19 protein-coding genes and 1 riboswitch are annotated in these 18,313 nt (G+C 41.9%); of the genes, 5 read left to right on the top strand and 14 right to left on the bottom strand.

Features of this window, described 5'->3' with window-relative positions; genetic code table 11:
* Positions 1–194: 194 nt before the first annotated feature.
* From J2S07_RS09735 to J2S07_RS09795, 13 genes are all read right to left on the bottom strand, one after another.
* Positions 195–815 (bottom strand): histidine phosphatase family protein, encoded by a 621-nt coding sequence (locus J2S07_RS09735; RefSeq protein ID WP_307150200.1) that lies wholly within the window; start codon positions 813–815, stop codon positions 195–197.
* A 12-nt stretch (positions 816–827) separates the two neighbouring features.
* Entirely contained in the window at positions 828–1,523 is a 696-nt protein-coding gene (locus J2S07_RS09740) for an AIR synthase related protein (RefSeq protein ID WP_307150201.1), read from the bottom strand.
* Positions 1,520–2,014 carry an ECF transporter S component gene (locus J2S07_RS09745; RefSeq protein ID WP_307150202.1) on the bottom strand — a complete coding sequence of 165 codons (495 nt, stop codon included), beginning with the start codon at positions 2,012–2,014 and terminating at the stop codon, positions 1,520–1,522. The genes J2S07_RS09740 and J2S07_RS09745 overlap by 4 nt, the downstream gene beginning before the upstream one ends.
* The gene (locus J2S07_RS09750; RefSeq protein WP_307150203.1) at positions 1,995–2,585 is read right to left on the bottom strand and encodes a cob(I)yrinic acid a,c-diamide adenosyltransferase; all 591 of its coding nucleotides are present in this window, start codon (positions 2,583–2,585) and stop codon (positions 1,995–1,997) included. The genes J2S07_RS09745 and J2S07_RS09750 overlap by 20 nt, the downstream gene beginning before the upstream one ends.
* Before the next feature lie 6 nt (positions 2,586–2,591).
* Positions 2,592–3,002 (bottom strand): bifunctional adenosylcobinamide kinase/adenosylcobinamide-phosphate guanylyltransferase, encoded by a 411-nt coding sequence (locus J2S07_RS09755; RefSeq protein WP_307150204.1) that lies wholly within the window; start codon positions 3,000–3,002, stop codon positions 2,592–2,594.
* Positions 2,954–3,580, bottom strand: a complete 627-nt coding sequence (locus J2S07_RS09760; RefSeq protein ID WP_307150205.1) for a histidine phosphatase family protein — start codon at positions 3,578–3,580, stop codon at positions 2,954–2,956. The genes J2S07_RS09755 and J2S07_RS09760 overlap by 49 nt, the downstream gene beginning before the upstream one ends.
* Positions 3,538–4,341 (bottom strand): adenosylcobinamide-GDP ribazoletransferase, encoded by an 804-nt coding sequence (gene cobS, locus J2S07_RS09765; RefSeq protein WP_307150206.1) that lies wholly within the window; start codon positions 4,339–4,341, stop codon positions 3,538–3,540. Before cobS ends, J2S07_RS09760 begins: the two co-directional genes overlap by 43 nt.
* Positions 4,338–4,895, bottom strand: coding sequence for a bifunctional adenosylcobinamide kinase/adenosylcobinamide-phosphate guanylyltransferase (locus J2S07_RS09770; RefSeq protein WP_307150207.1), 558 nt, complete (start codon positions 4,893–4,895; stop codon positions 4,338–4,340). Before J2S07_RS09770 ends, cobS begins: the two co-directional genes overlap by 4 nt.
* On the bottom strand, positions 4,892–5,959 hold the full coding sequence (cobD, locus tag J2S07_RS09775) for a threonine-phosphate decarboxylase CobD (protein ID WP_307150208.1): 1,068 nt from the start codon (positions 5,957–5,959) through the stop codon (positions 4,892–4,894). Before cobD ends, J2S07_RS09770 begins: the two co-directional genes overlap by 4 nt.
* Entirely contained in the window at positions 5,916–6,896 is a 981-nt protein-coding gene (cbiB, locus tag J2S07_RS09780; RefSeq protein WP_307150209.1) for an adenosylcobinamide-phosphate synthase CbiB, read from the bottom strand. The genes cobD and cbiB overlap by 44 nt, the downstream gene beginning before the upstream one ends.
* The gene (locus tag J2S07_RS09785; RefSeq protein ID WP_307150210.1) at positions 6,890–8,362 is read right to left on the bottom strand and encodes a heme ABC transporter ATP-binding protein; all 1,473 of its coding nucleotides are present in this window, start codon (positions 8,360–8,362) and stop codon (positions 6,890–6,892) included. Before J2S07_RS09785 ends, cbiB begins: the two co-directional genes overlap by 7 nt.
* A 1-nt stretch (position 8,363) precedes the next feature.
* On the bottom strand, positions 8,364–9,428 hold the full coding sequence (locus J2S07_RS09790; protein WP_307150211.1) for a FecCD family ABC transporter permease: 1,065 nt from the start codon (positions 9,426–9,428) through the stop codon (positions 8,364–8,366).
* A gap of 309 nt (positions 9,429–9,737) precedes the next feature.
* Positions 9,738–9,919: riboswitch (cobalamin riboswitch) on the bottom strand.
* Positions 9,920–9,972: 53 nt separating this feature from the next.
* Positions 9,973–10,749, bottom strand: coding sequence for a hypothetical protein (locus J2S07_RS09795; protein ID WP_307150212.1), 777 nt, complete (start codon positions 10,747–10,749; stop codon positions 9,973–9,975).
* Between the two features lie 242 nt (positions 10,750–10,991).
* Between J2S07_RS09795 and mgtE the strand changes: the two genes are divergently transcribed.
* From mgtE to J2S07_RS09810, 3 genes are all read left to right on the top strand, one after another.
* Positions 10,992–12,350 carry a magnesium transporter gene (mgtE, locus tag J2S07_RS09800; protein ID WP_307150213.1) on the top strand — a complete coding sequence of 453 codons (1,359 nt, stop codon included), beginning with the start codon at positions 10,992–10,994 and terminating at the stop codon, positions 12,348–12,350.
* Between the two features lie 169 nt (positions 12,351–12,519).
* On the top strand, positions 12,520–13,692 hold the full coding sequence (locus J2S07_RS09805) for an FtsW/RodA/SpoVE family cell cycle protein (RefSeq protein WP_307150214.1): 1,173 nt from the start codon (positions 12,520–12,522) through the stop codon (positions 13,690–13,692).
* Between the two features lie 158 nt (positions 13,693–13,850).
* On the top strand, positions 13,851–14,285 hold the full coding sequence (locus J2S07_RS09810; protein ID WP_307150215.1) for a Dps family protein: 435 nt from the start codon (positions 13,851–13,853) through the stop codon (positions 14,283–14,285).
* 54 nt (positions 14,286–14,339) lie between these two features.
* On the opposite strand, the gene J2S07_RS09815 is transcribed toward J2S07_RS09810, so the two are convergent.
* Positions 14,340–15,185 (bottom strand): hypothetical protein, encoded by an 846-nt coding sequence (locus tag J2S07_RS09815; protein WP_307150216.1) that lies wholly within the window; start codon positions 15,183–15,185, stop codon positions 14,340–14,342.
* A 182-nt stretch (positions 15,186–15,367) separates the two neighbouring features.
* On the opposite strand from J2S07_RS09815, the gene J2S07_RS09820 reads away from it, so the two are divergent.
* Both J2S07_RS09820 and adhE read left to right on the top strand, forming a co-directional pair.
* The gene (locus J2S07_RS09820) at positions 15,368–15,595 is read left to right on the top strand and encodes a hypothetical protein (RefSeq protein WP_307150217.1); all 228 of its coding nucleotides are present in this window, start codon (positions 15,368–15,370) and stop codon (positions 15,593–15,595) included.
* 52 nt (positions 15,596–15,647) lie between these two features.
* Positions 15,648–18,242, top strand: coding sequence for a bifunctional acetaldehyde-CoA/alcohol dehydrogenase (gene adhE, locus J2S07_RS09825; protein WP_307150218.1), 2,595 nt, complete (start codon positions 15,648–15,650; stop codon positions 18,240–18,242).
* Positions 18,243–18,313 lie beyond the last annotated feature (71 nt).

Here is an 18,313-nt window from a genome sequence, read left to right on the forward strand (position 1 = left end):
ACGTGAATTTTTTTGTGTATTTCCTTTAATATTTATGATGGAATAACTTGACTAAAACCTTACAAACCTAGAGCATAAATGTCAATTTTCTTTCATTTTCGACCATGTTCACGTATATATGCCCATAATCAATCGTTTGATTGAAAAGAAGATGCAAAAAAATAAGGCTAGAGCACTATGCCCAGCCAATTTCATTAAAAAGCTCCTTTTCTCTCTTTATGTGCAATATCTCCTTCAAGCAGCAATTCTCTCTTATTATCCTCTATTTTGACCAACGTTACGCTCGTTCCCTCGATAAATGGTGGCTCCCATACTAAATCAATCGGATTTTCCTTGCAGATCATTTGTAATACTTTAATGACCACCCCGTGTGTAACAATTAAGAGATTACAAGAATCATGTGTCCTTTCTAGGTCACGCAAGACAGCTTCCAATCGCGACTCTACATCCTCAAAGGTTTCCCCATTGTTCGCATATTGGCTAGGAGCATTTTCGTAGAGATGATACCGGTCAGGATCCATGGCTTTAATTTCGTCTATGGTCCTACCTTCCCAATCCCCGAGATCAATCTCCATCAGTCTTTCATCTGTCTTGAACGGGAGCGTCCGCTCGCCTATCACGAGCTTAGCGGTCTCGATTGTGCGCAAGCTTGGGCTCGCATACACGGCATCGAAATCTATTTCCATAAGTCTCTTACCTAATAACTTAGCATCGCGAATCCCATTCTCTGTTAAATTAGAATTCAGGCGGCCTTGGAGTCTGTGCTCTACATTCCACTCCGTTTCCCCATGCCGAATAAAAAATAATTGCAGCATCCTCATTTCTCCTTATATTAGATCATGAAAATATTTACCCGATAAATCCCTTATTTCCTTTTCCTTCTCTCGTGGATAGATTACTAGAAAGCTTGTAGCTGGACCACCAGACTTATATAGATCAATTCCATCAGAAGAGATCTCTTCAAACAGCTCCGGCTTTACTCTTTGAAGCTCATGCCCTACACCCTTCGAACCCACCGGCCATACCCTCACGTTTTCTAATAAGCTGATTTGATAAAATACAGAAAGCGGGGCAACAGACTCAGGGTGGGCTAACACTTCATCTCCCACTAATGGAAGGCCAATTAAGGCAATCCTCCCTTTGTTCGCTTCCCTTGTTCCACCATTGTTCGATTGTAACCCAATCACATTGATTCCGACAACAGATTGAATGAGCGGGAAATTGCTTTCTGTGCTGCCTGTTACCTGCACATTCTCCATTCCGAGCTCCTTCAGCCCCTTTTGCACACCTGATACAAGCTCATGCCATTCCTTTTCCCCGCATAGGTTATGGATGACAACGGCCAAAGGAATAGCACCAGTGGCTAAGCATTCCATCATGGCGACTCGAAAGGAAAAGTAGCCAACTATATCGTAGGCTACTTGAACGAAATCCTCTTCCTTCATACCAATTGCACCGCTGTTATCCGTTGTGATGACAAGTGACTTACCGTCATCTATCGGAATTATGACTGCATCTCTCACCCTTTGATCGCTCCTTTGTGGTAGGCTCCTTCAAAAAACGAGCTTAGTCTTGGAATGAGAAGATACGCTACTACCATGTTAAGCAGAGAACCAACGAACAAGGACGGCAGAAGCGCTACATAAAAGGTCACATCAAAGAAAAATATAAATGGCAAAGGAGCTAAAAAAGCATTTGCGATCACAAACACGACGCTTGCAAGCAACCTCTTTTCTCTTCTGTACATAAAAGCAAATACAAAAGCCAATAGAGCCATTTCACTGGCAACAACCAAATGAAGGGGACCCATTGGCATTCCGCCAATAAGGGCTGAGACGAAGTGACCGAACGCTCCAACGATCGCCCCCGCTCCACCCCCAAAGAAAGCCGCTGCCAAAAGAGATGGAAAAGCATCTAAGGCAACGCTTCCGATGATGGCTGGGATTTTAATTGCAGCCCCCATGACAGAAAGCCCAATAAAAACAGCCAGTAGACTAACTTTCCTTCCACTCATCCCTTTTTCCTCCTCTAAAAACCTTGGCACTTCGTTCATATTCCACATCCTTCACACCTAGACGGAAATTAATCACACGTGCCAATGCAAAAAAGTAGTCTGATAGTCGATTTAAGTATTGGAGGCAAACCACTGGGGTCGTTTCATCTGCCTTCAACAGACTGACAACTAATCGCTCTGCCCTTCTCGTAACGGTCCTTGCAATATGAATCGTTGCGGAAGCCTTTGCTCCCCCTGGCAGGATGAACCTCTCAAGCTCTGGAGCTTCAGTAATCAGCTCGTCAATTTTGCTTTCCAAATAAGTAATTGCATCCTCTGTCAGCTTCGGAACTCGCTTTTCCGTAATGTTAGCAAGATCGCCCCCGCAATCGAATAGCTCGTGTTGAATTTTTTCCAAATCATGAAGAACATCCTCGAAATGCTCTGGATCTAACTCCGCCACTGCCTGCCCAACAAAGCAATTCACTTCATCCACCGTTCCATACGCCTCAACCCGGATATCATCCTTATCCACTCTACCACCGATAATACTTGTCTTCCCCTTATCCCCTGTTCTTGTATACAATTTCATTTTCCTTCACCCCTTAATCCTTTGATTAATACCATACCAAATCATATCTACTCTTTCACAGGCTACAACCATATCCTGATAGACCCAGCCAGTTTGATCGCGCCAGCTACGATTTTCTTTTTCGATGGGGACAATGCCCTTACTTATATCTGTGCCAATGACAATGACCTGTCTGGCAGGTGCCTGCTGCTCCCATTTTCTCCAGCCTGAAATGATGCTGCGCCATTTTTCGCGAGAGAAGGATAGCTCCTTAACCCAGGCCTCCAAGCCTTCAAGCACAACGGTTGCTGCGTGAAGAGCATTTAAATCCTCCACCAACGCTTCACCCTTATAAGCTGAAACCCATTTCCCATCTGGGTATCTGGCAATCACCCATTTTCGTTTTCCATTGAAGGCACCTCCCGTAACGAAATGCATCGCTCACCCCTCCTTAGCTGATCTAGTTGAAACGAAAGTTCATAGCCGTTCCCATGTGTGACGTGCCAATCCCAGAAATCTTTTTCGTTTGGAGCATATTGCTGCAATATATATTTTATGACACCACCGTGGGTGACAATGAAGGGATTTCTGATGTGGTTAACCAGTATTTGATGAACTAGCCTGTCCCACCCCTTGTCAATCCGCTCTGCGAACTGTACGAAGGATTCCCCGTTTGGCGGGCTGTATTGAAAAGAATCCTTGAGCCAAAGCTGGTAGGCTTTATCCTTCTTTAAATCCTCATAGGTTTTTTCTTGAAAATCACCAAAATGGAGTTCTCGAAATTCCGTATATTTTTCCGGACTCACCTCCGGAAATAAAAGCTTCATCGTTGCAAGACATCTATTTAAATCGCTAGAAATAAAGTAATCGTAATGGCTTGGTTCCAGCTTGATAGCTGTTAGCTGTGTAACAGCCTCCTCACTTAACGGAGAATCATTCCAGCCCATATAGGCTCTGCGCTTATTTCCTTCTGTTAAACCATGGCGAAACAATGTAATAACCACAATGTCATCCATAACATGAGTTCAGTCCCTTCCACAGAAGCCCCTAATACATCACCAGTAATCCCGCCAAACCATTTCACTGCTTTTACACGAACCCAGACATAACACAATATGGTGATAATAAGCAATATAAGGATCGGAACAAAAATCCCTGACCATCGATACAAAAATGCCCCACCCACGAGAACGAGATAAATTGGGTATACGACAAGGGACCTTCCATTTCCTGCTTCCTGGAATAGATATGCCAAGCCCTCCTTTTTCGCTGCCTGCACAGTGACGAGGACCATTCCCATTACTCCTTTACTGAGAAAAGGAAGAAATATCACCAGTAAGTAGGTCGCCATCGTCATGTAGGTTGTGATTTCATAGATAAATAAGAAGCGGCTGCTTAATAAAATAATGACTGACAGAACGCCAAATGCTCCTGTTCTAGGATCTTTCATGATTTCTAGCCTTTTCTCCTGACTTTGATAGGAAAAATAGGCATCACTGGCATCCATCCAACCGTCGAGATGAAGACCCCCGGTTACCACAATCGTTAAAAGCCAGATGGCAAAAGCTACCGCTACACTGGAGAGGGGCGTCCAGTTCAGTAGCAAGTAGAGGACGAGACTATAGAGAAGCCCTTGCAGCAGCCCGACTAATGGGAAGGTTTTGATGCTGCCATCAAGGTGCGTTTTGTCCATGGGAAGTGCGGCGCGAATTGGGATAGCTGTAAAAAATTGCAGGTTTAAGAGAAATCCCTTCACCAAGATCAAAATCCTCTTCATCCCCTCCCCCCTTTCACCAATATCGGGATTCCTGACTCGACCAAATAAGCGCGATCCGCTCTTTTTACCAATTCCTGATGGAGATTTCCAAGCATGAAGCTATACTTCAGCACCAACTCATTTGTGCCTAATGGCTCGTTTAAAACTTCATTGCTGACTAGAACAAGCTCGGCACAATTCGCTTGAAGGACCCCTATACCATCAAGTAGACGCTCAAAAACCTCTCGTAAGAATTCTTCCTCCCATTCCTGATTCAAAAAGAATAATTCATTATTTAATAAAGTCGTGACACAATCAAGGAGGACGACATCCTTCTTAGAAAAGCTCGAAGCTAGCCGCTCAATATGCCTTGGTTGCTCCCATGTTCTCCACATGAATTCACTTTCCGATCTTTTCTGCTGATGACGCATAATTCTTTTGCTCATTTCTTCATCACTCGGTGCTCCAGTAGCAAGATAATGAAGCCTGCCTCCTAACTCCTTCGCTCTTTGGGCCGCCATCTGTTCTGCAAAAGTGCTCTTCCCACTGCGAACTCCACCCGTAATAAAAATCATCTGCGCCATTCCTCTAATACTTGAAGTAGTTGATCATTTTCCGTCTTGCTCTTAATGGCAAACCTCAGCCATTCTCCTCCTAGACCAGGAAAATTCATCGTATGTCTGGGTACGATTCCATGACGGAGCAAGAATTCAAACAAAGGCAATTGACTCTCAAGCTCCGGGTCTCTCAATAGATAGAAATTGACCTTTGATGGTGACATTTCAAACCCTTCTTGTGTGAAAAAGAGAGAGAGCTTTGCTCGTTCTTTCTCTATGTAATCAATCGTTTGATTGATAAATTCCTCATCCTTTAGACACTCCTGTCCTGCTAGCATGGCGAGAACATTGACACTCCAATGTGGCTGATATTGCGCAATCTGCCCCACCACTTCCTCACTTGCGATAAGATACCCTAATCGCAGACCCGGGATCGCATACATCTTCGTCATCGAGCGGATGAGAATGATATTTTCACAAGTCCTTTGCAACGGAGTTAGAGGTTCATAGTCTTTCCAGAAATCGTAGAAGGCTTCATCAATAATTAAATAAATGCCTTTTCTCGTGCAGGCTTCCGCTAAGAACTGAATCTCCGCCAAGGAAAAGCACACACCTGTTGGATTGTTCGGGTTGCAGAGAAAAACTGCAGCCACACCATCTAATTTTTCCATTAAGCCCTGAAGATTTAAGCTCCATTTCTCATCTAAGTAATGATAGGATATATGACACCCATTTGCCTGACAGGCCTTTTCATATTCAGAAAAAGTTGGCTGAACAATGAGGACATTTTTTTGAGCTAGCATTCGACCTAAGAGCATGATCAGCTCTGCACCGCCATTGCCAATCAGAATCGATTCCTTCGCTACCCCCGCCTGTTGTGCGATTTGTTCCTTCAATGCGTTCGCAAAGGGATCCGGATACTCCCCGATGCTTTCATAAAAATGGAGCCATTTTTCCAAAATCGACTTCGGCGGTCCTAATGGATTAATATTGGCACTTAGGTCAATCCATGTGTTCGGCTTTGGAATGTTCATCGCTTCATATATGTATTGAGGATTCGAACCATGTGCTGGCCAATTCAAATAGTATTCCTCCCATCCATAAGGCAAGTACAAAAAGCACGGACGCCTTTGTTAACAGACGATTTGTTAAAAGGATATGTTCCTTTTGCAAGGGAACGATAGGATCCCCCATTTCCGCCCGCTTGGAAATGATCCCCTTGTATACATTCACCCCACCAAGTTGAATCCCCAAAATAGCGGCCACTGCCGCTTCCATCCAGCCGCTATTGGGACTTGGATGTCGTCTAGCATCACGAAACAGAATTTTCCATGCCGCTCCCCTATTGGTATACATAGGCTTGCTTGACAAAAGCAGCAAAAAGCCAGTTAACCGACTAGGAATCCAGTTGAGGAGGTCATCCAGTCGTGCTGACGCCCAACCAAAATCAAGAAATCTCTCATTTTTGTAGCCCACCATCGAATCACAAGTATTCACAGCACGGTACACAAGGGCAAGCGGCGCCCCGCCAATCAATGCCCAAAATAATGGAGCTGTGACCCCATCGCTCGTATTCTCCGCCACCGTTTCAACAGTTCCTCTGACAATCTCTCGCTCCTCAAGTCTTTCCGTATCACGACCAACAATATAAGAAAGCTTTAGCCGTGCTTTCTGTAGCTCCCCTTTATGCAGTGGATAATAGACGTCAAGAGCCGCTTCCTTAAGACTTCGGCGTGAAATAGTCGTCGCTATAAGAATACTTTCCACCGCGATGCCAAGATATAGGTGTGTATGATAAGAAATGGATACAAGCGTGAAGGATATAAGAAAAACGATGCACACAATTGTAAGTACCATTACGATTCCCTTCGCTTTTCTCCCGTTGCCACCATTTAACCTTTTTTCAAGAAATGCGATCCCAGAACCCATCCACTTTACAGGGTGAGGCCAATGCGGGGGGTCTCCAATCAACCCATCAATCAAAAAAGCGATCGTAATTGAAATTATATGGGTTAGCATAAATTTCGAATCCTTCTTCGGCTTTTTTTAATTGCCTCAGTTGTGCAATCATACACGCCCCTGCTGATGAGCTTTCCGAGGGGAGTAATGGTACCTGCAAATTCAAGCATCCTTCCATTCTGCGTTGCTGCAATCAGGATGCTATCGGTCGATGTCCCAGTAGCAACGGTGCCCGTTATAGTGTCTAGTACCTCCTGATCCTCCATCACCTTCACCTTTGCTTCCGTCGCTGTCATGATGCTTTGAATAAAAGCCTCTTCTGTGAGCTCTCCATTCACAAATACCCATATATTAATGGTACCTGGTACCGCCTCAAAAGCGTGCTGGTCACTTTTCGATGCATCTACTGCATTCCCAACTCCCGCTGTGACGACGACCATGACTGAAAACTCTTCCCCTTTTAATACTTTGTAGGCGACATCCTCCAAGACAACAGCAGTCATCATGCCGATTGTTACGGAAGGGTCAAAGCCGTTTTTCTTCAAGTAGTCCTGCATCTCCTGCCGGTGATCGAAAGCATGATAATTTTTATCGACGTGGCGGTTTACAAATGTTTGGTTCCACCCTACACCCGCACCAACCACTCCAGATGACATCGTACGAAGCGGAGCATCGGATTGAATAGAAATATGCTCCTTCGTCATCCGCATATGTTCTGGACCAATCATGACTTGCTCCGATTCACCCTGCCAATTCGGAATCAGCACCATTTGCGGGACAGGAATTTTCGGATGTGGCTGCTTTTCAATATCCGTACGGTAGACCTCTTTAATTTTCTCGACCCGGACGACCTCATTTGGATGATCATTGGAATGTATCCGCCCCTTCTCAAGCAAAAGAAGCTGATCACAATAAAGGCTTGCTAGGTTTAAATCATGAAAAATTGAGATCACGGTTAATCCTTTTTCCCTTGTCCATCTCTTTAGTAAATCCAGAAGCTCCTTTTGATAGGACAAATCGAGATGGTTGGTCGGCTCATCCAGCAATAGAATTTCAGGCTCCTGGGCGAGAGCTTGAGCAAGAAAGACCCTTTGCCTTTCACCACCTGAAAGCTCCTGTATGTTCTTCTCCTGAAAGGCAGCAACTCCCGTTTGAGTCATGACCTCCTGAACGATTCGTTCATCCTCATCGCTCCATGAATGAAACCAGCCCTTCTGATGTGCATAACGGCCAAGCGAGACCGTTTCCTTCACCGTATAGGAAAAAGCCTGTGTAGAATGCTGTGACAGCACGGCAATCATTTTCGCAAGCTCCTTCGTTGAATAGCTGCCAATCGACTGCCCTTTAATCAGGATGGTCCCATTATCAAATGGAAGAATCCCACTGATCATTTTCAATAAAGTGGTTTTGCCGCTCCCGTTCGGTCCTAAGATCCCAAACAGCTCTCCTTTTTGCACCTGGAAGGATACATCCTTTACGACCGGATCTCCAGTGTACCCCCCTGATAGATTATCAACATTCAGCATGCTATCCTCTTCTTTCTCCGCCTCGTCTTTTTAGCAAAATCAATCCAAATACAGGCGCCCCAATAAGTGCGGTAATTACCCCAATGGGAAGCTCGACGGGTGAAATAATGGTCCTTGAGACTAAATCAGCAAGAATGAGGAACCCGCTCCCCGTCAAAATGGATAAAGGAAGGAGATGGGTGTGATCGGGACCCCATAGTATTCTTGTTAAATGGGGAATCACCAAACCGACAAACCCAATTGTCCCCGACACAGCAACTGCCGCTCCAGTTAAAATGGAGCCAGCAATGAGAATCGTTAATTTTCTTCTCTGTACATTCACTCCTAGATGCTGCGCACGTTCCTCTCCAAAGGACATCGCATTGAGCTCCTTGCTATTTGCGATCAGGATCAATGAGCCAACAATAAGAAACGGAAGAATCATTTTGATATAGGGCCATCCCCGCATGGATACACTGCCTAGGAGCCAACCGAGGATTTGTCTTAGCTCATCACCCGTTAAGGCGATGAGCAATGAAATCATGGCACCTAAAAACGAACTAAAAATGATCCCCGTCAAAATAATCGTTTCGACCTTCATCGAGCGATCGATTCTCCTCGCGAAGCCAAGGACTAAGAAAATTGTAAGAAACGCACACAATATACTGATGAACGGAAGGGTAAAGGAACCGATTACTGGAAGCGAAATTTGAAAAAACAAGGTCATGACAGCCCCAACCGATGCCCCAGAAGAAACGCCAAGTGTATAAGGATCAGCAAGCGGGTTTCGCAGCAAGCCTTGGAAGGCCGCACCTGCAATAGCTAGAGCTGCCCCAACTAATCCTGCCAAAATGACCCGTGGCAGACGAATGTTTAGAACAATGTTGGCATACATCGGATCAATGGGTTCCCTCGGGATAAAAGGAAACATTTCCGACCCAATAATTTTAATAATACTAATTATAGGAACCGAGACCGTCCCTATCGAAATCCCTATTAAAGCCGATGCGATTAAAAACAAAACAGCTAGACAATACGCAAATAATCTGTTATTTAAAAAATTCCCCTGAAAAAAATGCTTTAGCAAATCACTCGATCCCCTCTAGAAAATAAAGGCTCTTTTCTCAAATATTGTTGCCTTTGAACGACAAATTGTAGAATGAATTACTACTTTTAAACAGTTAGATGATCGAAAAAACGAGAAAAGTGCCTGCATACCAAATGCGTGGCACACACTCCGTTGAAACGCAATGGTCGGCAGTAGGACCATTGCAAAAACTACAATCCGTACAAAAAAGCCATAATAAAAAACATCCCCATACGAAACAAATGGAGATGTTGGAATCATCTATTTTATCAAACACATGTCTTCCCAACACCTCCCTATCCTCGTAGCGGGTGTAACAAGATGTAGGCAGGTCTCCTGGCTTATGGTCATAGCAATGCCGCACCTTCCCATACATATGTACAGTGGCTCATATACAGCTTGCTCCCATTTACAGTGGCGGGACCGCGTTGGAATTTCACCAACTTCCCTATTAAGTCTTTGCTAAAGACACCTATATCTATAGATAATTATGAAATTGACTTATACAAAAATTATACACGATCGTTTGTCAGATGACACACTATTAATTTGTGTATAATTTCCATTCCGTTTTCTTTTTATCATAAATGAGCTTGGCATCAGGGCTCCCTTTAACTAGCTTTTCATAGTCCTCATACATATCATCCATATTATCAAAATCGCCGAGAATCCAAATCGGCACCTCTATACTGGTGCGGCTTTGAACGGAATCATAAATAGAAATAAGAATACCTTCCCTCATCATCGTCTTCATCTTTAAGAGAAGCTCGATCGGCAGGGGCGACAACACACGCTTCTTTTTTAAGCCTAATAAGTTCTTTTCGGTTTTGCTTTCCGTTAGCTTACTAACCAATGTATCTCCAAGCATCCGATAAAAATCCATCATATTCCGATAGTAAATCTTATTCCACCAGCCATCATCATGGGCCAAATAAACAAAACGATTTCGCAGCTTCTGGTAAAAGGGAGGCTTCAAATGATCCTTCATATGCCCCAAATAAAGTAGCTCAGCCAATTCCTGACCCGTAAGCTCATTAAGGCCTTCCTCTTCTTCAAAATCAACCCAGCAGAAATCACCATAACCATATACATCATCCTTAACCAGCTTCTTCAACCGCTCGTTTGGAACAAACTCCAGCAATGAATGCCTATTGAAATCCCCGTCATCAAAATGGTGCTTTAGAAGAAGAATTTGATTGATGAGGTCTGAAAGAGACTCGGTAAATTCAGCAAACTCAATCCCGTAGGAAAGAACATATTGTTTCGTCTCATTTAAATGAACATAGACGACAGCCCGCCCATTGCTGTTGTTTTTTTTCAAGGGAATAACCTCCGAACCTTTTGATAAGACTTATGAAGAATATAGCAAATCCCGATTCATAACTCCAAAATCCGTTCCCAAGCTATACTTTATTCCATATTATCAAAAAACCCTATTAATTCCTATTTAATTGGATGCTGTCCTCCAACTGTTTTTCTATTTATCCATATCAATTCTAGAATTTTTTCCTTATAATGATAAAGACCATGCAAAATATATTTCCGGTAAAGGAGCGTGATCTCATGATAAAAAACATGACAGAGGATCAAATTACTCTTTATATTATTAAAGCGTTAAAAGAAAATAAACGCAAAGAGTTTGAAACCATTGTCGATGAACTACAGCCATATGACATTGCACAAATATATGAGGATTTGCCGGAAAAGCACCGAACGCGCTTTTTATTTTTTCTTCATATCAATAATCTTGCTGATTTACTTCAGGAATTAGACAGTGAGGAGCAAATCGATGTATTAAATCGTCTTGGCATTGAAAAGTCAGGTAAAGTGCTAGACATGATGGATAACGACGACCTCGCTTCACTCCTTGAGGATTTATCCCCCGAAAAAATTGAAGCGTTACTCGCAGGAATGAAAAAGGAAGAATCCCAAATCGTTCAGGACATCATGAATTATCCACCTGAGACAGCTGGTCGCTTAATGACGAACCGGTTTGTGTGGATTCGTGATTATTATTCCGTACGGGAGGCAGTCGATAAGCTTAAAACATTTGCTGAATTGGCCGAAACCATTAACTATTTGTACGTCATTGATCAAAACCGTCGGCTTGTCGGGGTCGTTTCCTATCGGGACCTACTCATTGCTGATATGACGGAAAAGATTAGGGATATTATGTATGAGCGTGTCATATATGTCTTAGAGGAAACAGACCAGGAAGAGGTCGCACGACTGATCGAGCGCTATGACTTCTTGGCCATCCCTGTCGTCAATAAGGAACATATTTTGATGGGAATAATTACGGTTGACGATATTATTGACGTCGTGATTCGAGAGGCAAACGAAGATATTGAAAAGCTCTCTGCATCTGGTAAATCCATAGACTTTGATACGAAGTCCTTTGTTGCTGCGTATCGGCGCTTGCCTTGGCTAGTCCTGCTGCTTTTTATCGGAGTGATATCAGGGAGCATCATTAGCTCTTATGAAGCGACTCTTGATAAGGTCGTCGCCTTAGCCTTCTTCATGCCTATGATTTCTGGGATGACTGGAAATACTGGAACTCAGTCATTAGCCGTTGTCGTTCGGGGTCTTGCTTCCAATGATATCGACAGACGGGTCATTACAAGGCTAATCTTCAGAGAACTCACTGTTGGGATTATTATTGGGGTTATTTGCGGGGTCCTCATTTCTGTTATCGCCCTAATTTGGCAGGGCAACATGGTCCTTGGACTCGTAGTAGGGAGCTCCTTATTGATTACACTTATTATTGGAACGCTTGCTGGAACTGTGATCCCCATTATTTTGTACCGATTAAAAATCGACCCAGCGATCGCATCAGGTCCTCTGATCACGACATTAAATGATATTTTTTCTCTCGTCATTTATTTCGGTATTGCCACGATGTTTTTAAATTATCTTCTTTAAAGGTTTTTTCTCAAACATTGTCACTTTAGAAAATCACGAAGTTTTCTTCGTGGTTTTTTTCAAGAGTCCGAAACCCTTCTTTTCTTATTTACGTCTTAATAATGGTGGTTCATTTGTTTAGAACTCTGTTAATATAAAGGGAGATTACATGAGACTAGGTGTTGGAACGATGGAAACGAAGAAGAACGTTGCGGAAAAGTTTGATTGGACATTATGCTTTATTTTGCTTTTGTTCGCAATTACGAGCTGTGCGGCCATTTATAGTGCTCAAACAACTGAACAATATAATGACAATTATTTCATCAGACAACTTGTTTTCTACATTATTGGAAGCATCATTGTTGCTGTTGTCATGGTTTTTGATAATGAGCAATACCGAAAACTAAGCTGGTATTTATATGGAATTGGGATCTTCCTCATGGTTTTCCTTTTCTTTGCTCCAGAGTCAATTGCCCCCGAAATTAAAGGTGCAAAAAACTGGTTTAAGATTCCAGGGCTCGGAAATATTCAGCCCTCTGAATTTATGAAGATATTCCTGATTATAACCCTTAGTAAATTAATTTCAGATCACCATGAGAAGTTCACCGAAAAAACATTGCAAACAGACGTTTTCTTATTAATAAAGCTTGGCTTTACGACTATTTTACCCCTTGGTTTAATCGCACATCAGGATTTAGGATCTGCCCTAGTTGTTCTAGCTATTTTTGCCGGAATGGTTCTTGTTTCCGGAATCTCTTGGAAGATTATTTTTCCTATTGTTATGTTAGGCGTTTCCTCTGCTGGAGCTATACTCTATGTGGTCATTAAAGTTCCAGAATTATTAAAGCAATATTTGGATATAGACCAATACAAACTTAACCGGATATACTCTTGGCTTGACCCAGAAAGTTTTCAAAGCGGCATTGGATATCAGCTTTATAAATCCCTCCAAGCCATTGGTTCAGGACTTATTACAGGGAAGGGCTTTGGGGAAAGAGCCGTATATATTCCCGATAATCATACTGATTTTGTTTTTAGTGTGATTGGCGAAGAATATGGTTTTGTCGGGGCTAGTTTTGTAATAGGGCTTTTCTTTATCTTAATCTATCATTTAACTAAAACTGCCCTTGATACAAATGATCCTTTCAATACATATATTTGTGTTGGAGTCATAAGCATGATTACCTTCCATGTTTTTCAAAATATTGGAATGACCATTCAACTCCTTCCCATTACAGGGATACCCCTTCCCTTCATAAGCTATGGAGGAAGCTCCCTTATGGGAAATATGTTTGCGATGGGGCTGATTTTCAGTATTCGCTATCACCACAAAACATATATGTTTGGCTCTGATTCTAAGTAAATCAATTCTCCTGAAAACAAAACCCTTAAGCTGCGACATGCTTAAGGGTTTTGTTATTTATAATAATTATTATTATTTAAAATTTATTTTAATTAGATATTGATTTTAATATAATATTTGATATAATAAATATATAAATGATTAAGGAGGAATATTAAATGAATCTACAAACTGCCCTAAACGTCCAAATTTCTAACTGGAGCATCCTTTATACAAAGCTTCACCGCTTCCATTGGTATGTAAAAGGCCCTCTTTTCTTTACCCTTCATGAAAAATTTGAAGAGCTTTACAATGAAGCAGCACTTACAGTTGATGAAATTGCAGAACGCTTATTAGCTATTGGCGGCCAACCCGTTGCCACTATGAAAGAATACTTAGAAACTGCCACACTTGCTGAAACAAACAACGAAGCGAAAGCAAGCGACATGGTCTCGACTCTTGTTTCAGACTACAGAGCCATTAAAGAACAGCTTCTTGAATTGGCTTCCTTAGCAGAAGAAAACAATGATGTCATCACAAATGACTTAGCAGTCGGTCTAATTGAAAAAATTGATACTCATGTTTGGATGTTAACTGCTTACCTTGGAGAATAACGAAATTTACCAATGGAGTCAGTGAGAAATCTCACTGACTCCTTTTCTGTAACTTCAATAGACTTCATTTTCTTCCCTGATCTCCCTGTAGATAAATTTTCGGAACCAGCTTGCCATGTAAACCATGACTCCTCGTACCATGAAACGAATAAACGCATTCTTAACCTTCAAAAATCCACACCGATACAATACCCAATCAAGAACTAAACCAATTACAAATGCCTGGATTTTTCCTCTCAAACGATCCCTTCGAATAAACCAGGTAGTAATAAGCGCTTGGACAAAGCCATATAACGGAGTAAAAAGAAAGTGCTCTCTCCATGTATATACTTTCCCCCTTCCCATGCGGAAATTTCCAAACACTGCCATCAAGTAGTTTATATTGATTTCTGTTCCCATCGTACAAAGGTAGAAGGATGCATTTAGTATAAAACGATTTCCTTTTTGTAGGAGCTCGTACCATTTGTCACTTAAGGGAAAGAAAATAGCTAAGAAACCAGTTGTATATAAAGGACTCCACCAAAAGGTCTTATATAACTTCAACCGGATAAACAAACGTTCCACTACTTGAAAATAAAGAAGGAAAATTAGTTTTGCTTTCCATTTCAGATGAAACCCTGATATAAAAACAGCCGTAAACGGAATATAAATAGCCTGTGACAAAATCGCACCGAATATATTATCTAAATAATTATTTTTAAATATTTTCGGCAAATATTTATAAGCATCTAATAAATTCAAAATAAGAATCTCAAAAATATACCCTAATCCAACATGAGATAGCAGAAGAACTAGAAGCGTTTTTCTTTTCTCTTGCTTTCTAAAGGTATACAGTAGAAGAGCAGAGTGGATCATAAGCAGTACAATAAAAGGATACTTATTAGAACTTTTGCGCTTCATCTTTGTCCCTCCAAAACTTAATTGTAGTTTAGTTTTTGAAAGAATGAGAATCTTATTCAGTGAGTTGAATCAATAAGAATACGCTCTCAAAATAAGATTCAAAGTTTGTTCAATATTTCACAAACTTTTTCCGGAAAGATTATGTTATTCTTAATTCGTAAAAAATGTAAGGAGTGAGCCTCATGATTATATGCGAATGGAAAACTTTTTCTACTGACACAGAAACGCACACCCAAGAAACTTTTGAAGAAATTGTTCAGGACGAATTTGAAGCTATGATGTATAAGGAGCATGAAAGCATACCTTCGTACATTTGGACCATAAACTATGTCATTATTGTAAAAAGAAGCTCCAAAATACTATCAGAAATCAGCTTTGAAAAGATTCCAAGAAATCCTGTTTGCGAATAATTTTTTTTGCGATATTATGTGAAATATTTCACAATAAAAAGGAGAAGATATTATGGCAATCGCTGAAAAAGAAATTCAAGAAAATCAACAAACTGAGAAGATGATTAACCAGTTGGTCGAGAATGGACGTCAGGCTCTAAAGGAATTCAGCAGCTTTGATCAGGAAACCATTGATGAAATTGTTAAGCAGATGGCTCTTGCTGGGTTGGACCAGCATATGCAACTAGCTAAGCTGGCCGTTAATGAGACCGGACGCGGTGTTTACGAAGACAAAATTATTAAAAACATGTTTGCCACAGAATACATCTATCATAACATTAAGTACGATAAAACCGTTGGGATCATCAATGAAAATATGAATGAAGGAATCATCGAAATTGCTGAGCCTGTTGGAGTGATTGCCGGTGTCACACCCGTAACAAATCCAACCTCAACAACGATGTTTAAAGCATTAATTGCTATCAAAACGCGCAATCCGATCATTTTTGCCTTCCACCCTTCTGCACAAAAATGTAGCAGTGAGGCGGCAAGAATCTTACGGGATGCTGCTATTCTGGCAGGTGCCCCTGAGCACTGCATTCAGTGGGTTGAAAAGCCTTCATTAGAAGCAACTCGACTGTTGATGAATCATCCAAATATTTCTTTAATCTTAGCTACTGGCGGTGCTGGAATGGTCAAGTCCGCTTACAGCTCAGGGAAGCCAGCTCTAGGCGTAGGGCCAGGAAATGTGCCATGCTATATTGAAAAGTCTGCCAATATTGGGCGCTCCGTTAATGACCTAGTCCTATCAAAGACCTTTGATAATGGGATGATTTGCGCCTCCGAACAGGCCGTCATTATTGATAAAGAGATTTATCAAGAGGTCAAAAAAGAACTGATCGCACATCGCTGCTATTTCCTTAGCGAGGAAGAGAAAAGGAAGGTTGAGAAGCTCGTTATCAATGAACATTCCTGTGCAGTAAATGCAGATATTGTCGGAATGCCCGCTGTTAAGATTGCAGCCATGGCCGGCGTAAAGGTACCTGATGAAACGAAAATTCTAATTGCTGAACTTGAAGGTGTTGGGCCAGCATTTCCACTTTCTCGCGAAAAGCTTAGTCCGGTTCTCGCATGCTATAAAGCAAATAGCTTAGAGGATGGGTTGAAAATTGCAGAAGAAATGCTTGAGTTTGGTGGACTTGGCCATTCAGCTGTCCTTCACTCGACAAATGAAGAAGTGATGAGAGTGTTCGGCAAAAGAATGAAAGCAGGTCGTATTATTGTCAATGCACCGTCCTCCCAAGGTGCAATTGGGGATATTTATAACGCCTACCTCCCATCCTTGACCCTCGGCTGTGGTACATTTGGAGGTAACTCCGTATCCACCAACGTCGGGGCCATTCATTTAATCAATATTAAGAAAATGGCGATGAGAAATGTGAATATGCAGTGGTTTAAGGTTCCACCTAAGATTTATTTCGAGAAAAATTCAATCCAATATTTAGCAAAAATGCCAAATATCTCAAAAGCAATGATTGTCACCGATCCAGGAATGGTGAAGCTTGGTTATGTCGATAAGATTCTTTATTATTTAAGAAAACGCCCGGACTATGTGCACTGTGAAATTTTCTCTGATGTTGAACCAGATCCGTCCACTGAAACCGTTATGAAAGGCGCAGAAGTCATGGCAAGTTTCGAGCCAGATGTCATTATCGCCCTTGGAGGCGGGTCAGCAATGGATGCAGCAAAAGGTATGTGGCTCTTCTATGAGCATCCAGATACGGACTTCTTTGGATTAAAACAGAAATTTTTAGACATCCGGAAGCGTCTCGTCAAATTTCCGAAGCTTGGGGAGAAAGCTCAATTTGTTGCTATTCCTACCACATCGGGGACTGGCTCTGAGGTAACATCCTTTTCTGTTATCACAGATAAGAAGGCAAATATGAAGTATCCTTTGGCAGATTATGAGCTTACACCTGACGTTGCGATCATTGACCCACAATTTGTCATGACGGTACCAAAGCATGTCACAGCAGACACAGGAATGGATGTATTAACCCATGCGATTGAAGCTTATGTTTCGGTAATGGCAAATGATTATACAGACGGATTAGCAATGAAGGCCATTCAGCTTGTTTTTGAATACCTTCCTAGAGCTTATCGGAACGGCAATGATGAAGTGGCAAGGGAAAAAATGCATAATGCCTCCACGATTGCAGGGATGGCATTTGCCAATGCATTCCTAGGAATTAACCATAGCCTTGCTCATAAACTCGGCGGGGAATTCCATATTCCTCACGGACGGGCAAACACGATCCTGCTTCCGCATGTGATTCGATACAATGCTACCAAGCCTAGGAAATTATCTTCATTCCCGAAATATGAGAAATTTATCGCGGACAAACGGTATGCCGAAATTGCTCGAACACTCGGATTACCTGCTCGGACCACAGAGGAGGGTGTCGCAAGTCTCATTCAGGCGATCATTAAGCTTGCTGAAGAACTGCAAATACCAATGTCGATAGAAGCTTGTGGGGTCAATAAGAAGGAATTTGAAAGCAAGGTTGACTTCCTAGCTGAACGAGCATTTGAAGATCAATGTACAACCGCAAATCCTAAGCTGCCACTTGTGTCTGAACTAGCAGATATTTATAGGAAAGCTTGGTAATAAGAAAAGCGCAAGCACCTAGACATAAATTTAATTGGAACCAGCTCTTAAAACGGGCTGGTTTTAACTTT

The organism is Anoxybacillus andreesenii (assembly GCF_030813005.1).
GTDB classification, from domain to species: Bacteria; Bacillota; Bacilli; order Bacillales; family Cytobacillaceae; genus Robertmurraya; species Robertmurraya andreesenii.

What these genes read in the sequence shown, in the direction of transcription:
- J2S07_RS09735 (WP_307150200.1), bottom strand. Translation starts at nt 815, where the DNA reads ATGCTGCAATTATTTTTTATTCGGCATGGGGAAACGGAGTGGAATGTA.
- J2S07_RS09745 (WP_307150202.1), bottom strand. Translation starts at nt 2,014, where the DNA reads ATGAGTGGAAGGAAAGTTAGTCTACTGGCTGTTTTTATTGGGCTTTCT.
- J2S07_RS09750 (WP_307150203.1), bottom strand. Translation starts at nt 2,585, where the DNA reads ATGAAATTGTATACAAGAACAGGGGATAAGGGGAAGACAAGTATTATC.
- J2S07_RS09755 (WP_307150204.1), bottom strand. Translation starts at nt 3,002, where the DNA reads ATGCATTTCGTTACGGGAGGTGCCTTCAATGGAAAACGAAAATGGGTG.
- J2S07_RS09760 (WP_307150205.1), bottom strand. Translation starts at nt 3,580, where the DNA reads ATGGATGACATTGTGGTTATTACATTGTTTCGCCATGGTTTAACAGAA.
- cobS (WP_307150206.1), bottom strand. Translation starts at nt 4,341, where the DNA reads ATGAAGAGGATTTTGATCTTGGTGAAGGGATTTCTCTTAAACCTGCAA.
- J2S07_RS09770 (WP_307150207.1), bottom strand. Translation starts at nt 4,895, where the DNA reads ATGATTTTTATTACGGGTGGAGTTCGCAGTGGGAAGAGCACTTTTGCA.
- cbiB (WP_307150209.1), bottom strand. Translation starts at nt 6,896, where the DNA reads ATGCTAACCCATATAATTTCAATTACGATCGCTTTTTTGATTGATGGG.
- J2S07_RS09785 (WP_307150210.1), bottom strand. Translation starts at nt 8,362, where the DNA reads ATGCTGAATGTTGATAATCTATCAGGGGGGTACACTGGAGATCCGGTC.
- mgtE (WP_307150213.1), top strand. Translation starts at nt 10,992, where the DNA reads ATGATAAAAAACATGACAGAGGATCAAATTACTCTTTATATTATTAAA.
- J2S07_RS09805 (WP_307150214.1), top strand. Translation starts at nt 12,520, where the DNA reads ATGGAAACGAAGAAGAACGTTGCGGAAAAGTTTGATTGGACATTATGC.
- J2S07_RS09810 (WP_307150215.1), top strand. Translation starts at nt 13,851, where the DNA reads ATGAATCTACAAACTGCCCTAAACGTCCAAATTTCTAACTGGAGCATC.
- J2S07_RS09815 (WP_307150216.1), bottom strand. Translation starts at nt 15,185, where the DNA reads ATGAAGCGCAAAAGTTCTAATAAGTATCCTTTTATTGTACTGCTTATG.
- J2S07_RS09820 (WP_307150217.1), top strand. Translation starts at nt 15,368, where the DNA reads ATGATTATATGCGAATGGAAAACTTTTTCTACTGACACAGAAACGCAC.
- adhE (WP_307150218.1), top strand. Translation starts at nt 15,648, where the DNA reads ATGGCAATCGCTGAAAAAGAAATTCAAGAAAATCAACAAACTGAGAAG.